Here is a 14,215-nt window from a genome sequence, read left to right as displayed (position 1 = left end):
ATATGCCGAACCTATTATATATAGGGAACACATCAATAAAGATGTTGTAGGCGCAGGGGGCCTACAAGCACAGATCAATAGGGGCATAGGCACCCCATGTAAGTGCTTCGATACACTATGCCAATCGTGGAGGATGCCAGATACTGACGAGGAAAGAAGGTATTAGATTGTCTTCGTAGTTTGCAAATTTGATTTGCTTGGCGGTCGGATATCTGGGAACTGCCACCGTCACAGCAAATCTAATGGTAGGCTCTATAATTAAACCACAACAAGCACAAGCACACAGCGGGCTGCAACCCTCTGAATGCCCTGCTCCCATATCGGCACAGACCTGAGCCTCGGCATGATGATGATGCTCACCCTCATGGGCATCAAGGCAAGGAATAGCCGATAAGAACAGCAGATACAAGCTAAATATATAGATGACCCACTTCATATCCAGCACAAAGGTAAGATTTTTAGCCGTGTGTTGTACGTAAATCGGAGGGCTACCTATGATATTAGCTTCTCACAAATTGCATGATCAGCCAAGAGATGCCAAGGATTAAGTATTGGGAAAGTCTACGCTCCCTCTCTGGGCAATTGAGAGGGCTGATAGAGGCGTAATACTACACCAAAATGCAAGATCCTTGATGTCGGCTGGGTAAGTAGCCTCACCCAATAGGTCTGCACCAAGGACACGTAGCATCATGTAGTCCATACCTTGGTGATGCTTGTCTTGTCGGAGTGCCTCCTCTCCCCAGATGTGCCAGCAGGGGTGGAGATACTGCTCTATGTAGGGCCCATCAGACTCCCATGTTTGCCTTGGACTGATACCCTCCAGATAGATGCGGCGACCATCGCCCTGCCAAATCCCTTTGGTTCCCTGCACCTCATAGTCCAAGCTCTTGGGGCGTGGTAGAGTTGTGTCGTGAGTTAGGCTAATGAGCACTCCAGACGCAGTAGTGATCTGAGTAGAAATGATATCTCCAGTAGCTACAGGCTCTATATCCCCTCGATTAGTTTGTTGAGCATAGAGTTCTAGCCCCCTCGCCCTAGATGCTACTGCCGTGAGGTGTAGAGGTCGATCATGTCTACCAATACCAGCTATGAAGCAGAGCGGAGCTAGTCCATGAGTGGGATATAGGTCGCCATTGACTCTATGGTAGTAGCCTGTGCGCCAATGTTCATCTGCCCCCTCGGGCATCAAGAGAGTCCTAAGGTCGTGTCGGTATCCTCCTCTAAGATGAATAATCTCGCCCAATATACCCGCCAATACCATCTGCTGGAGTGCCATGATCTCACGCATAAATAGTGTATTCTCGAGAGGATAGACTCTAAGCCCCTTGGCTCTGCTCAGACGAATAACCTCATCATACTCCCCTTGATGCAACCCTCCTTTGATCTCCAGAGCCAAGTGTACGCCTGCATGCAGGCAATCCTCTGCCTGCTGCATCTGGATCTTCCACGGCGAAGCGATGAAGACAAGATCTATCTCTTGCTCCTCTAGCATACGTCTATAGTCCTCTCCCGACTGGTTGTAAACTTTTGCGCTAGGGCAAAGAGCAATCGAGGCAGAGGGGTCGGCAACGGCAACGACCTCGTACAATCCTATCGTCTGTAGCAGCTGTAGCAAATAGGAGCCACGATACCCAAGGCCTATGATTGCAGTACGAATGGTGTGCGAGGGCATATCCAAGTATATCTATCTAGCAAAGCCATAGGGCTAGACCTAGTCGTAGACCGTGGGTAGCCCTATGGGTAATACAATATGTAGTGTCGCAGCCTCTACGCCTTCTTGGTGATGCGCTCCTGCCAAGCCCAAGCAGACTTGAGCGTATCGGCGAGTGTTTCTTTAGCCTCCCAACCAAGCACCTCGTTGGCATGCTTAGGATTGGCCCATACCTGCTCGATGTCGCCCTCTCTACGGCCGACGATCTTATGTGGCACCTTGACACCCGTCACCTGCTCAAACGTATTGATTAGCTCAAGCACACTAACGCCACGACCGGTACCGATGTTGAAAGTTTCGAGCGGCTCACTCTGCTTATCCTCATCTAAGATACGCTCGATGGCGATGACGTGAGCCTTGGCCAAATCAACTACGTTAATATAGTCACGAATACATGATCCATCTGGCGTATTGTAATCATCGCCGAAGACACTTAGCTCTTGACGAATACCAGCAGCCGTCTGCGTCAAATAGGGGATTAGGTTCTGTGGTACGCCTAGAGGTAGCTCACCGATTAGCGCCGAGGGGTGCGCTCCAATGGGATTGAAGTAGCGCAGACGAATGGCCTTATATGGAGCCCCTGCATAGATTGCATCTCGCAAGATCTCTTCATTAATCTGCTTGGTATTGCCATAGGGCGATAGCGCCTCTTGCACAGGAGCATTCTCCGTCACTGGTAGTACCTCTGGCTGACCATAGACAGTACAAGAGGAGGAGAAAACAATCCCTTTGGTACCGTGGCGCTCCATAGCCTCGAGCATCACGATGAGGGAGAGCAGATTGTTGCGATAGTACAGCAAAGGTTTCTGAACCGACTCCCCTACTGCCTTGGAAGCAGCGAAGTGAATTAGGCCGACAATGCCGGGATTCTCTGAGAAGATACGCTCTACTGCTGCCTCGTCGTTGCAGTCTGTTTCGTAAAACTTAGGGCGAATACCCGTGATAGCTTCGATACCATCAAGCACCTCAATATTTGAGTTGGAGAGATTGTCCATGGATATGACTTCGTAGCCAGCATTGATCAGCTCGACCGTTGTGTGCGAACCGATATAGCCAGTTCCACCCGTTACAAGGATTTTTCCTTTCATTGTGATATAGTTATTATCGTTTAGTTAGCCTTAGAGGGTTTGGTTGATTTCGTCAATATAGGCAAGGAGCTCATCACGCCCTTCCTTCTTTTCGCTACTGGTTACGAAGATAGGTGGTAGCTCCTCCCAGCTCTCTCGCAGCTTTTGCTTGTACGCCTCCACATTCGCCGAGAGCCTGCCTCGGCTGAGTTTATCTGCCTTGGTGAAGACGAGCGCAAATGGCACACCATGCTCACCTGCCCACTCGATAAACTCTAGGTCTATCTTCTGAGGCTCGTGGCGGCAGTCTAGCAGGATAAATAGGCAGGTAAGCTGCTCACGGTCGAGGATATAGCTCTCAATTATCGTCTTGAGCTTCTCTCTATTGCTCTGCCCAAGGCGAGCATAGCCATAGCCGGGGAGGTCTACTAGATGCCACGATTTATTAATCAAAAAATGATTGATAAGCTGCGTCTTACCCGGTTTCTGTGAGGTCATGGCCAGCCCTTTGTACGCTGTGATCATATTGATCAGAGAGGATTTACCAACATTACTGCGACCAATGAATGCATACTCTGGGAGTGCACTATCGGGACATTTCTTGACGTCCGTATTGCTGATGACGAATTCCGCCGTTTTGATGATCATACTATCTTATCCGATTCTGACAAATGAATTAAAGCAGGCCCATCTCCAGTAGCCTGATGATGCGCTCAGTGACGGCATCGTCCTCGACCTCCTTTGGGTTGTAGGGCGACTTGAGGTTAGCACCCACGACCTTGGCAAACGCATTCCACCACCAAGCCCGCCAGCCCCCCAAAAAAGCCTTAACTAGCTCGTAGCTGGTTTGCCCACATTGGCGATTGATGAGCTTGATGAGCAGTTGCCCCTGACGAAGGGTGAGATCCCTCATTTTAGGCTCCATCTCGGCTTTAAGCTCCTTCTCGACACACTTGAGATGCGCCTCACGCTCCTCGTCGCTCTCTAGAGATTCCATATACTCGTAGGTCTCTATAATCGTAGCGGCGACATACTTGGCGTATGGGAGCGTCTTCTTGACGTCCCTAATACGCCGCCAATAGGCGGCTCGCTCCTCCCCACTAAGTGGACGAGTGCGGTAGGACGAGCGGACCAGCACAGAGGGAAGATTGACCACAGCAGTGGTATCGATCTGTACTCTGCCACAAGCCTTGGCTTGGCCTACCTGCCCTGCGAGCAGGCCCACAAGGTAGAGCAGTAGCAGGGTAGCCCAAGCGGGCCATGGAGATCGACGACACATAGCTATCGTGTGAGATGATGTTAATAGAACTTAGCTTCGTCCGCATCGTAGGCTGTAGCCAACCCACCAGTAGAGGTTTCTCGGTAGAGGCTAGGCAAATCCTTGCCCGTCTTACGCATCACCTCCACGACTTGGTCGAAGCTAACACGATGATGCCCATCGCTGAAGGTGCCGAATGTATTGGCGTCTAAAGCTCTCGCAGCAGCGAAGGCGTTACGCTCGATACAAGGGATCTGTACTAGACCACAAACAGGGTCGCAGGTTAGCCCCAAGTGATGCTCCAGCCCCATCTCCGCAGAGTACTCAATCTGTAGATTGGAGCCTCCGAAGAGCTGACAAGCAGCTGCGGCTCCCATAGCACACGCCACTCCAACCTCTCCTTGGCAGCCAACCTCTGCCCCAGAAATCGAGGCATTGGTACGCACGACATTGCCAAAAAGGCCTGCCGTAGCGAGGGCACGCAGAATACGCTGGTCGGGGAACTCACGAGTCTTCTTGAGGTGATACAGCACAGCCGGTATAATACCACAGCTACCACAAGTCGGAGCTGTGACGACACGTCCACCGGCAGCATTATGCTCGCTCACTGCGAGGGCATAGGCATAGACCAAGCCTCTGTTCTTGATGCTCACAGAGCCATACCCATTGGCCTTGACGAAGTAGGTAGCAGCCTTACGCCTGAGTCCTAGCCCACCGGGTAGTATTCCCTCGGCTTCCAAACCGTCCTCTACTGCCTGCTGCATGACTCGCCACACCTCGGCCAAAAAGTCCCAGATATCCTCATCTTCGTACTTGGCGACATACTCCCAATAGCTCATACCGGTGCGATTAAGCTCGTACATGATCTCACGCATCGTATTCTGAGGATAGACATCTTTGATCTTCTGCTCATTGAAGTCTTCGTTGGCGAGTGTACCACCACCTATACTATAAACCGTGAAGGTATCTATGATATTGCCATCACGGTCATAGCCGTCGAACTTCATGCCGTTGGGGTGAAACGGCAACTCGATATCGGGGAACCACTCGATGGTTGTGGGAGCCTTGGCCTCCAAGATGCGTAGCAGAGCCACATCGGTCATGTGTCCCTTGCCCGTGGCTGCAAGGCTACCATAGAGGGAAACCTGATAGCACACAGCATGGGGGCAGCGCTCGAGAAACATTTCTGCGGCTCGCACTGGCCCCATCGTGTGGCTGCTGCTCGGGCCATACCCAATCCGAAATATCTGTTTTATAGACTCCATGAGTTCGCTCAATAAATTATTGTGAAGCCAAAGGTAGTCAATAAATGGCAATTTATCTCTCCTGCTCAACCTACTAAATACCGCTCACTCAAGCGCAATCAAGCCAGCATACTATCCATTGACAGGGACATAAGAGTGCAGAAAAAGCACCCACATTGCTCTACCATACCGCAAGCTAAGGGGCATATACTAGACAGCCTGCCGATGGCACCTAAAAAAGGGGCTGCGCCAAACGTATTTCGACGCAACCCCCTCTGTAATTCATCTATCCGAGAGCGCATAGGCGGCTCTCGAGCACTGTACTACTCGGCTTCTTTCTGTATAAGCAGTTTAATCTTTTCCTCTAATAGCTCAATATCGGTCATGAGCTTCTCACGCTTGCGCTCCAGATCTTTGAGCAGGCTAGATCCACCCTTGCTGCTGATGTTGAGGAACTGCAAATTGTTTTCGTAAGTCTGTAGCTCGCTACGCATACGATCCAAGATGCGAGTCATGCGCTGCCTCTCGTGGCTAAGACCTCCCTGCTGATCCGAGATGTTCTTGAGACTCTCGGTGTAACCATTGAGGCGACGCTGAGTGCGCTGCTGGCGCACACGACCGTAGAGCTCATCGAGCAGCTCCTTGTGCTTGCGGTTTACCTCGTCCTTATCCTTGTGGGGGACATGTCCGATGCTCTGCCACTTCTTACCCGACTCCTCGAGCTGCAGACGGAGCTGATTGATATCCTCCTCTGTACGCAATGCCTCCAACTCGGCTAAGATCTGTTGCTTGGCTTGCAGATTGGCTTGTAGATTGCCCTGCATTGCTCCTCGCTCATTTTTGCGACGCTCGAAGAAGTAGTCGAAGCAAGCTCTAAACTCATTCCAAATGCGCTGGCTGTACTTGTTGGGGACTGCCCCAATCTTTGTCCACTCGGCTTGTAGAGCCTTGAGCGCCTCTGCCGTCTTGTTCCAGTCTGTACTATCCTTGAGCGCCTTGGCCTGCTCGAGCAGTGCTCGTTTCTTGGTCAGGTTCTCCGACAGCTCGGCTCGGAAGCTATCGAAGAAAGCAGACTTCCGCTGGAAAAAAGTATCTAGCGAGGCTCTATATCTCTGATAGATCGATTCGTTGTCCTTGCGACCCGTGAAGCCGATAGTCTTCCACTTCTCCTGCAGATCATGAATGCGAGCGGTCAGCTCGTCCCAGCCCTTGCGGCGGTGAGGCATAGCCTCTTGGAGCAACTCCTCCAGCTCTAGGCAAATAGCCGTCTTTGCCTCAAGGTTAGCCGCCTCCTGCTGGTGCTTTTGGTCGTGGTGGTCTTGGTGCCGCTTATAGATAGCGGTGGTAAATTCCTTAAACTTACCGTGTATCTCAGCCCTCAGCTCACGAGCCACGGGGCCAAGGTTGTGCCAACGATCGACCAGAGGATTGAGCGCCTTAATCGCCTGCACTGGATTATCTAGCCCGACGAGAGGTTCAATCTCGGCCAATAGCTGAGTCTTGGCCTCGAGGTTCTTGCGGAAGTCATACTCTCTGAGCTCCTCGTTAATTGATTTGAGCTCATAGAAACGATCACGTAGTGCGCCGAAGCTGCTCCTTAGCGCCTTCTCGTCTTGTGGACTTAGCGGGCGTGCAGCCTCCCATTGCTCTCTGATCTGATGAAACTCACTATAGACCTTACCAAAGTCCTCACCTGCCTCCAAGAGAGCCTCTAGTTTGGAGAGCAAATCATCGCAGACAGCTTTATTCTCCTTATAGATACGCTCTTGCTCTTCTATACGCTTGCGATCTAGCTCCTTGAAGTTTTGTAGCAGATCATTCATGCGCTCCTCTTGGATCTCTGCTTGGGCTAGAGCATCGGCATTTTCTTCGCTCTGTAGCTGCTCTTTCTTTTTGTAGAACATCGAGCGAATAAGCTCGACTTGCTTACGCTCTGGCAACTCTGCTCCTTGCAGGATAACGGCCAAGTGGTCAATAAGCTGGCTTGGATTTAGCGTAGAGTAATTAACGCTGTTGGGACTTAACTCACTCTGCTCTGTCTGTGGTGTGGCAGAAGAGATCACCTCGTCTTGATTGGCGAGGGGTTGTGGACATTGCTGTGCTTCCATCATTACACAATCTTTCTTTGTACTACGTGTTGCTTCTCACGGGAATACCTATCTACATCTAGAGAGATAAGGATCAACCCGCTCTGAGAAGTTGAATTTACTCATCTACAAAATAAGTTTTTTTTCTGCAAAGAAACAAACATATTTATTGGAACTTCCTTACCAGTACGATTGAGAGCTATCGACATCTGCTTGCGTGATACGCTATCCAAATGATTAGTTCAGAAAACTAACACGCCCCGAAGAACCACTAGGATTCTAGGCCGAAAATCAAGCATCGCAGGAGGGGGCAGGATTTATATTTTCGCTCATTTTTCAGATTGTTGATGGGAAAGCACATGAGTGCTTGGGCAAAAATGTGTAGACCTCGTATTTGCCCCCTTAGCAAGCTCGACACGGCGCTGGACTTCGTTTGAGCACTTCTCCTCAGCCTAACAAAGATCCCCACCCAAAACAGCCCAAATGCAAAACACTAGAAAACAAACATATAAATAAATACGCCAAGCATTTTCGTCAGCTCATGGCATGAGTTTTGTTTTTTCTTCCCATCAATCTTTTGAGGTCAGTGGACACATCGCAGAGGATTAGCCCACCAATCCTCCCAGATTAGTCCTTCAATTTTTCGGCAAAGCCGTATCAACCTTCAAGAACCTCCAGCCTATGCTCGCAAGAATGAGCACTAATCCATTTACATACCTTAACAAAAGTGTAGACAAACGAATACGAGCACACCTTGGTCTTCAGTACAATGAACTCACCTATCTAGGCTAAGCGATCATGAAAATCCCCTCGACTCAACTTCTGGAGCGTTGGCTCTGATTTTATTCCTAACTTTATATCGTTAATTGACAAGACAAACTCAAGACGATGGAGCATAATCAAGACAAAAAAGGAACCATTCTCATCACCGGAGGGCGAAGCCTGATCGGGATAAGACTTACCCGACATCTGAGAGAGCAAGGCTATAGGGTTCTGTGGCTCACACGCCATGTAGAGGAGAGCATGGAGGAGTGCGACGAGGCTTTCTACTGGGATATGGAGGAACGACTGATCGCAGAGCACCCACTACAGCAAGCCGACGTCATCATTCATCTAGCTGGTGTGAGCCTCTTCGGCGAGCGATGGACCAGAGCTCGCAAGCGAGATATCCTGCGTAGCCGTGTCCTATCGGCACGCCTACTAGTGAATCGCCTCTCACAGATCGAGCACCACGTCAAGACAATCATTTGGGGATCATCACTCTTCTTCTACCCCAGTAAGAGCGGGCGCATCTATGCCCACGAAGAAGAAGGGGCAGGGCGCAGCTTCCTAGCTCAGGCCTACGAGATGCTAGAGGCAGAAGCCTCTAGAGCAAAGGAGCTACTTGGCGTGCGTAGCGTGGTGCTACGACAAGGCTTCGTCCTAGACCCACATCGCGGAGGGCTGCCCAATATGCTCCTGCCCGTACGCTTTGGTCTAAACACGCCTTTGGGCAAGGGCAACCAATATGTAAACTGGATACATATCGCCGACCTCTGTCGCATCTACACGCACGCCATCGAGCAGGAGCAAATGAGTGGCGTCTACAATGCTTGCGCCGAGGCTCCTCTGACCAACAACCAATTTATGTACGGTCTATCGTGCATATCGGGGCACGACCACCTGCGTATCCCAGTCCCCAGCAAACTAATACAAATAGCCCTAGGGGAGATGAGCCGTGATCTACTCAGAGGAAGACCAGCCAGCTGCGACAAACTCATCGCAGAGGGCTTCGCATTTCAATATCATAGCCTCAACCAAGCCCTAAGGGCTATCTTACGAGAGCGACCTATGAGCTGACCCTTTTTTGTACAATCATTATGAATCGGCTGTATCTATTACTAATCCTACTATTAGCCCATACCACCCTATGGGCTAATTTACATTTGATGAAACCCCGACAAACCAACACTCAAGCCAAGGTTCGGCACACCTCTACCCCACTTACCCAATGGCAGTATCAGATGCTAGGCGATAGTCTATGGACAGCTTGCACTGTGCCGAGCCTCGTCCAAGATGAACTCATCAAAGCAGGCAAGCTACCCGACCCACACTACCGAGCCAATGAGCCCCTAGTGCAGTGGCCTAGCGAAGAAGACTGGATCTATCGCACGAGCTTTGTGCTCTCGACAGATGCGCTCTCGGCGAATAAAAAGCACTTCCTAGAGCTAGACGGTGTAGACACCTATGCCGATATATATATCAATGGTAGTCATCTTGGCAGCACGAGCAATATGTTTCTGGCCTATCGCTACGACATCACACCACATATAACCTCGGGGGAGAACACCGTAACGGTACATATACATAGCCCCCTCAAAAGGGCTCATGCACAGTATCTCTCCAATGGCTTCAACTACCCTGCCGACAACGATCACGCCCCTATTCGATATAGCCCATTTACGCGCAAAGCTCCCTACCACTACGGCTGGGACTGGGGAATGCGCCTCGTCGCTATGGGACTATGGCGTCCCGTACGCCTAAGCAGCTACGAGGAGGCCAGACTAGACGATGTATCGCTATCCACAAGCATCGTCTGGAGCAAAGAGCACCAGCCCACAGAGGCTCGCATCGAGGTTATGCCCGAGCTAACTCTATTAACCCCAACCACGGGCCTCTGCTATGAGGTAGCTCTCGAGGACGAGCAAGGGCAAATCTGCGCCAAGAGCCGTAGCACAGACCTCCAGAAGCCTATAATGCTCACAATGCAGCGACCTCATCTATGGTGGCCCAATGGCTGGGGAGATCCTTACCTCTATCGGCTATCGGTATCGCTACGCAATGCGCTGGGAGAGGAACTGGATCACTGGAGCAAACATATCGGCATTAGGGAGATTAAGTTCGTCAATCAGCCTGACCAATGGGGGACTTCTTTCTACTGGGAGGTCAATAAACGCCCCATATTCATTCGGGGAGCGAACTACATTCCCGGGGAGCTACTACTGACCAAGCGACATGGTAAGGATTTTGAGCGCCTATTCGACGACATCATCTTCGCCAATATGAATATGATCCGCGTCTGGGGAGGTGGCATCTACGAGGACGAGAGATTCTACGACGAGGCCGACAGACGTGGCATACTCATCTGGCAGGACTTTATGTTTGCCTGCACTGCTTACCCGAGCGATCGAGAGTTTCTATCCCTAGTGCGCCAAGAAGCTGATTATCAAGTTCGTCGCCTACGCCACCACGCCTCTCTAGCCCTGTGGTGTGGCAACAACGAAGTCGAGGAGGCTCTCAAATACTGGGGCTGGGCAAGCAGGTACTCCGCAGAGCACTATCAACAGATGAGGCAGGGATACGCCCCACTCTTCCGCCAGACACTACCAGAGGTGGTAGCCAACCTAGACGGCCAAAAATGCTATATACACGGCTCTCCCATGCAAGCGAACTGGGGTAGACCAGAGAGTTTCGGACATGGCGACAGCCACTATTGGGGACTTTGGTATGGTCAGCAGCCTTTCGAGATTTTTCGCTCCGCTAGGGGTATGCGCTTCGTCAGCGAGTTTGGCTTCCAGTCCCTACCGACTCATGCCCTAATCTCTAGCTTTACACTGCCAGAGGATCATGATCTGGGCTCCGAGGTGATGAGGGTGCATCAGAAAGCCTCCACTGGCAACCAACGCATATTGGAGTATATGGAGCAGTACTACCAAGTACCGCAGTCTTTCGATAGACTCGTCTATGTATCTCAGGTATTACAAGCCAGAGGCATGGCCAAGGCAATACGTACTCTACGTAGCCAACGACCGGTGTGTATGGGTATGCTCTACTGGCAGCTCAATGATGTCTGGCCTGCTCTCTCATGGAGCAGCATCGACTACGGGCAAAACTACAAGGCTATGCACTACACCACGAGAGAGGCCTACGCCCCTATTGCACTACTAGCCGAGCCACTTGGATCGGATTCGATCGCCATCTATGTAGCCAATGACCAGCTACAAGCTCTACAAGAAGGCAAACTAAGCCTAGGGCTCTACGCACTTGGGGGCAAAGAGATCCGTCAGGCAAGCATCAGTATACCAAACTGCCCACCCAATCAGCTCACACACCTATCGACGATCTCGACACAGGAGTGGGAGTTGGACCCCAGCTCTAGAGATCGAGTACTATCCATAAGTCTAGAGTTTGCTCATCATGACCCTATTCAACTAGAGTATTACCCTTGCCCGACCAAAGACCTGAAGCTAGAGCAGGAGCATGTCAAGGTCGAGATACTAGAGCAGAAGCAAGGCGAAGCAACGCTCCGCCTAAGCTCACCAGTACTCATCAAAGACATTTGGCTCACACTTGCCCAGCAACAGGCTCGCTTCAGTCGCAACTGCTTCGACCTGCTACCAAGACAGGAGGTTATCGTACAGATCAGACACGAGCAGATCGACGCCAAGGCTCCTCTTGACCTACGCCTAATGAGTATGAACCCGACGGCGAATACAATGTAATGAGTGAATAAATAGGGAGAGTAGATTGAGGCAATAAGGGCCAAATAAATTTGGAAAATTGGCTTAATCATCGGAACTTTGGAGCAACGTATATATATTATAAATATCAAAATTCGATTATAGTTATGAGTAACAAGCGAGTTATCCCACCGTCCGAACTGATCATCAACGCCGATGGCTCTATATTTCATCTACATATCAAGCCCGAACAATTAGCAGATCGTGTATTCCTCGTTGGCGATCCTGCTCGTGTAGATCTAGTGGCCAAGCGCTTCGATAGCATCGAGTGTGACATCACGAGCCGAGAGTTCCACACCATTACTGGCATGTATCGAGGCAAGCGCATCAGCGTAGTGAGCCATGGTATCGGTACCGATAATATAGACATTGTGCTTAACGAGCTTGACGCCCTAGCCAACATCGACTTCGAAACAAGGCAAGTCAAAGACGAATTTCGACAGCTTACCCTCGTGCGTGTCGGCACCTCTGGTGGCCTGCAAGACGTTAGCCCAATCGGGACTTACGTAGCCACCTCTCACAGCATCGGCTTCGATGGCGTAATCTACTTCTACGGCGATACAGACAAAATCCGCAATAAGACATTCGAGGCTGAGCTATGCAAGCAGCTCGACTGGCAGATCGAGGGGCTCAAGCCCTACGTCGTACCAGCAGATGCATCTCTACTAGAGCAAATCTGCCAAGATGACATTCTGCGTGGCAACACGATTGCAGCCAATGGCTTCTACGGCCCACAAGGACGGAGCCTACGCCTCTCGCTACAAGACCCCGAGCTCAACAAGAAGATTCAGGCCTTCGACCTAGACGGGCAGGTCATCACCAATTACGAAATGGAGAGCTCCTCTCTAGCAGGTCTAGCAGCTCTAATGGGACATCGAGCCCTCACGGTCTGCTGCATCATCGCAGGACGAAAGGCAGAGAAGATGAATACCGACTACAAAGGCAGCATAGAGGGATTAATAGATATGGTACTCGAGCGCATCTAACCACAGCAACAACATGGACATTAACGAAGAACTCCTGCATCACCCCGAGAACGACCCTGCCTACATGGGGCTCAAGGTAAATCAGGGTGTGAGTGTACAGCCTATGCTCAACCCCAATTTTAGGCGTGTGCCACGGCGTCAGTACACGGTCGATGAGTTTGTCGAGGGGATACTCCGATCGGATATTACGATCCTCAGCCAAGCCGTAACGCTCGTTGAGAGCAATCACCCAGATCATCAGGTCATCGCCCAGCAGATTATCGAGCGTTGCCTCCCCTACACAGGCAAATCAATCCGCATTGGTCTAACGGGTGTGCCGGGTGCAGGTAAGAGTACCTCGATAGATACCTTCGGGATACACCTGTGTAAGCAGGGGCGCAAGCTGGCCGTCCTTGCAATCGACCCAAGTAGCGAACGCTCTGGAGGAAGTATTCTGGGTGACAAAACTCGTATGGAGCAGCTCTCTCACCACCCTAACGCCTTCATTCGCCCTAGCCCTACGGCAGGCTCTCTAGGAGGTGTGGCACGTAAGACGCGAGAAACGATCATGCTCTGCGAGGCGGCAGGCTACGACACGATTATTGTCGAAACGGTAGGGGTCGGCCAGAGCGAAACGGCAGTGCACTCTATGGTAGACTTCTTCCTGCTGATCCAGCTATCGGGAACGGGAGATGAGCTGCAAGGGATCAAACGTGGGATCATGGAGATGGCCGATGCCATCATCATCAACAAAGCAGACGGAGATAATATCCCCAAAGCCAATCTAGCAGCCTCGCACTTCCGCAATGCCCTACACCTATTCCCGCCTACAGAGTCGGGCTGGAAACCCAAAGTACTGACCTACTCAGGCTTCTACGGCCTCGGAATCAAGGAAATCTGGGATATGGTCGATGAGTACCGTCACTTTGCTATGGACTCTGGCTACTTCTACGAGAAGCGCCAAAGACAGGCCAAATGGTGGATGTATGAAACAGTAAACGAGGCACTGCATCGCTCGTTCTATGGTAGCGATGTGGTCAAATCCCTGCGTCCGGGCATCGAGCAACAGGTGCTAGACGATATGGTATCCTCCTTCGTTGGTGCGCAGAAGCTCCTCGATGCCTACTACGACTCTCTGAAGGAATAGCAGAAGAGAGAGCCAAAGCCCATAAAACGAGGGCATAGCTTTACCCAAAACACTCTTATCCAGAGGCGAGATCTAGTAACTCACTAGGCCTCGCCTCCTTTTTTGTGACACATCGCTCCCCGAGCAAGGCATGAACCGAAGGAGACTATTGCGCAATGCGCCGCTCAAAGTTTCTTGTATCTTTCTCGGTGTTTTTTGCGTGTTTGAGCGGCTTGGGGAGCCTTGAATACTATCCCC

11 protein-coding genes are annotated in these 14,215 nt (G+C 51.0%); 4 read left to right on the top strand and 7 right to left on the bottom strand.

Annotated features, from left to right (window positions below; translation table 11 throughout):
• Nucleotides 1-115: 115 nt before the first annotated feature.
• The 7 genes from HQ41_RS09670 to HQ41_RS08330 all read right to left on the bottom strand — a co-directional run bounded on the left by HQ41_RS09670 (nucleotide 116) and on the right by HQ41_RS08330 (nucleotide 7,391).
• The gene (locus HQ41_RS09670; RefSeq protein ID WP_152567375.1) at nucleotides 116-436 is read right to left on the bottom strand and encodes a DUF6660 family protein; all 321 of its coding nucleotides are present in this window, start codon (nucleotides 434-436) and stop codon (nucleotides 116-118) included.
• Between the two features lie 108 nt (nucleotides 437-544).
• Entirely contained in the window at nucleotides 545-1,672 is a 1,128-nt protein-coding gene (locus tag HQ41_RS08355; protein WP_044190411.1) for a Gfo/Idh/MocA family protein, read from the bottom strand.
• Between the two features lie 95 nt (nucleotides 1,673-1,767).
• A complete protein-coding gene (gene galE / locus HQ41_RS08350) occupies nucleotides 1,768-2,799 on the bottom strand; it encodes a UDP-glucose 4-epimerase GalE (RefSeq protein WP_044190408.1) in 1,032 nt (343 codons plus the stop codon).
• Between the two features lie 30 nt (nucleotides 2,800-2,829).
• Complete coding sequence (yihA, locus tag HQ41_RS08345; protein ID WP_044190406.1) at nucleotides 2,830-3,426, bottom strand: ribosome biogenesis GTP-binding protein YihA/YsxC; 597 nt, start codon at nucleotides 3,424-3,426, stop codon at nucleotides 2,830-2,832.
• Between the two features lie 28 nt (nucleotides 3,427-3,454).
• Complete coding sequence (locus tag HQ41_RS08340; RefSeq protein ID WP_044190405.1) at nucleotides 3,455-4,057, bottom strand: DUF4294 domain-containing protein; 603 nt, start codon at nucleotides 4,055-4,057, stop codon at nucleotides 3,455-3,457.
• A 20-nt stretch (nucleotides 4,058-4,077) separates the two neighbouring features.
• On the bottom strand, nucleotides 4,078-5,301 hold the full coding sequence (locus HQ41_RS08335; RefSeq protein WP_044190403.1) for an L-serine ammonia-lyase: 1,224 nt from the start codon (nucleotides 5,299-5,301) through the stop codon (nucleotides 4,078-4,080).
• 302 nt (nucleotides 5,302-5,603) lie between these two features.
• Nucleotides 5,604-7,391 carry a DUF349 domain-containing protein gene (locus tag HQ41_RS08330; protein ID WP_052405358.1) on the bottom strand — a complete coding sequence of 596 codons (1,788 nt, stop codon included), beginning with the start codon at nucleotides 7,389-7,391 and terminating at the stop codon, nucleotides 5,604-5,606.
• Nucleotides 7,392-8,255: 864 nt separating this feature from the next.
• On the opposite strand from HQ41_RS08330, the gene HQ41_RS08325 reads away from it, so the two are divergent.
• The 4 genes from HQ41_RS08325 (at nucleotide 8,256) to meaB (ending at nucleotide 13,978) form a co-directional block, all read left to right on the top strand.
• Complete coding sequence (locus tag HQ41_RS08325) at nucleotides 8,256-9,206, top strand: TIGR01777 family oxidoreductase (RefSeq protein ID WP_044190400.1); 951 nt, start codon at nucleotides 8,256-8,258, stop codon at nucleotides 9,204-9,206.
• Between the two features lie 89 nt (nucleotides 9,207-9,295).
• Nucleotides 9,296-11,848, top strand: coding sequence for a glycoside hydrolase family 2 protein (locus tag HQ41_RS08320; RefSeq protein ID WP_044190397.1), 2,553 nt, complete (start codon nucleotides 9,296-9,298; stop codon nucleotides 11,846-11,848).
• Nucleotides 11,849-11,973: 125 nt separating this feature from the next.
• Nucleotides 11,974-12,852 carry a nucleoside phosphorylase gene (locus HQ41_RS08315; RefSeq protein ID WP_044190394.1) on the top strand — a complete coding sequence of 293 codons (879 nt, stop codon included), beginning with the start codon at nucleotides 11,974-11,976 and terminating at the stop codon, nucleotides 12,850-12,852.
• Between the two features lie 34 nt (nucleotides 12,853-12,886).
• Complete coding sequence (gene meaB / locus HQ41_RS08310; RefSeq protein WP_044190538.1) at nucleotides 12,887-13,978, top strand: methylmalonyl Co-A mutase-associated GTPase MeaB; 1,092 nt, start codon at nucleotides 12,887-12,889, stop codon at nucleotides 13,976-13,978.
• Nucleotides 13,979-14,215 lie beyond the last annotated feature (237 nt).

Origin of the sequence: Porphyromonas sp. COT-290 OH860 (assembly GCF_000768935.1) — a bacterium.
In the GTDB taxonomy this organism is placed as follows: domain Bacteria; phylum Bacteroidota; class Bacteroidia; order Bacteroidales; family Porphyromonadaceae; genus Porphyromonas.
The sequence above is the reverse complement of the archived record's forward strand: the minus strand, read 5'-3'. Positions and strand labels throughout refer to the sequence as shown.

Excerpts from the sequence above, each read along its gene's own strand:
- HQ41_RS09670 (WP_152567375.1), bottom strand. The coding sequence starts at position 436 with ATGAAGTGGGTCATCTATATATTTAGCTTGTATCTGCTGTTCTTATCG.
- HQ41_RS08355 (WP_044190411.1), bottom strand. The coding sequence starts at position 1,672 with ATGCCCTCGCACACCATTCGTACTGCAATCATAGGCCTTGGGTATCGT.
- galE (WP_044190408.1), bottom strand. The coding sequence starts at position 2,799 with ATGAAAGGAAAAATCCTTGTAACGGGTGGAACTGGCTATATCGGTTCG.
- yihA (WP_044190406.1), bottom strand. The coding sequence starts at position 3,426 with ATGATCATCAAAACGGCGGAATTCGTCATCAGCAATACGGACGTCAAG.
- HQ41_RS08340 (WP_044190405.1), bottom strand. The coding sequence starts at position 4,057 with ATGTGTCGTCGATCTCCATGGCCCGCTTGGGCTACCCTGCTACTGCTC.
- HQ41_RS08335 (WP_044190403.1), bottom strand. The coding sequence starts at position 5,301 with ATGGAGTCTATAAAACAGATATTTCGGATTGGGTATGGCCCGAGCAGC.
- HQ41_RS08330 (WP_052405358.1), bottom strand. The coding sequence starts at position 7,391 with ATGATGGAAGCACAGCAATGTCCACAACCCCTCGCCAATCAAGACGAG.
- HQ41_RS08325 (WP_044190400.1), top strand. The coding sequence starts at position 8,256 with ATGGAGCATAATCAAGACAAAAAAGGAACCATTCTCATCACCGGAGGG.
- HQ41_RS08320 (WP_044190397.1), top strand. The coding sequence starts at position 9,296 with ATGAAACCCCGACAAACCAACACTCAAGCCAAGGTTCGGCACACCTCT.
- HQ41_RS08315 (WP_044190394.1), top strand. The coding sequence starts at position 11,974 with ATGAGTAACAAGCGAGTTATCCCACCGTCCGAACTGATCATCAACGCC.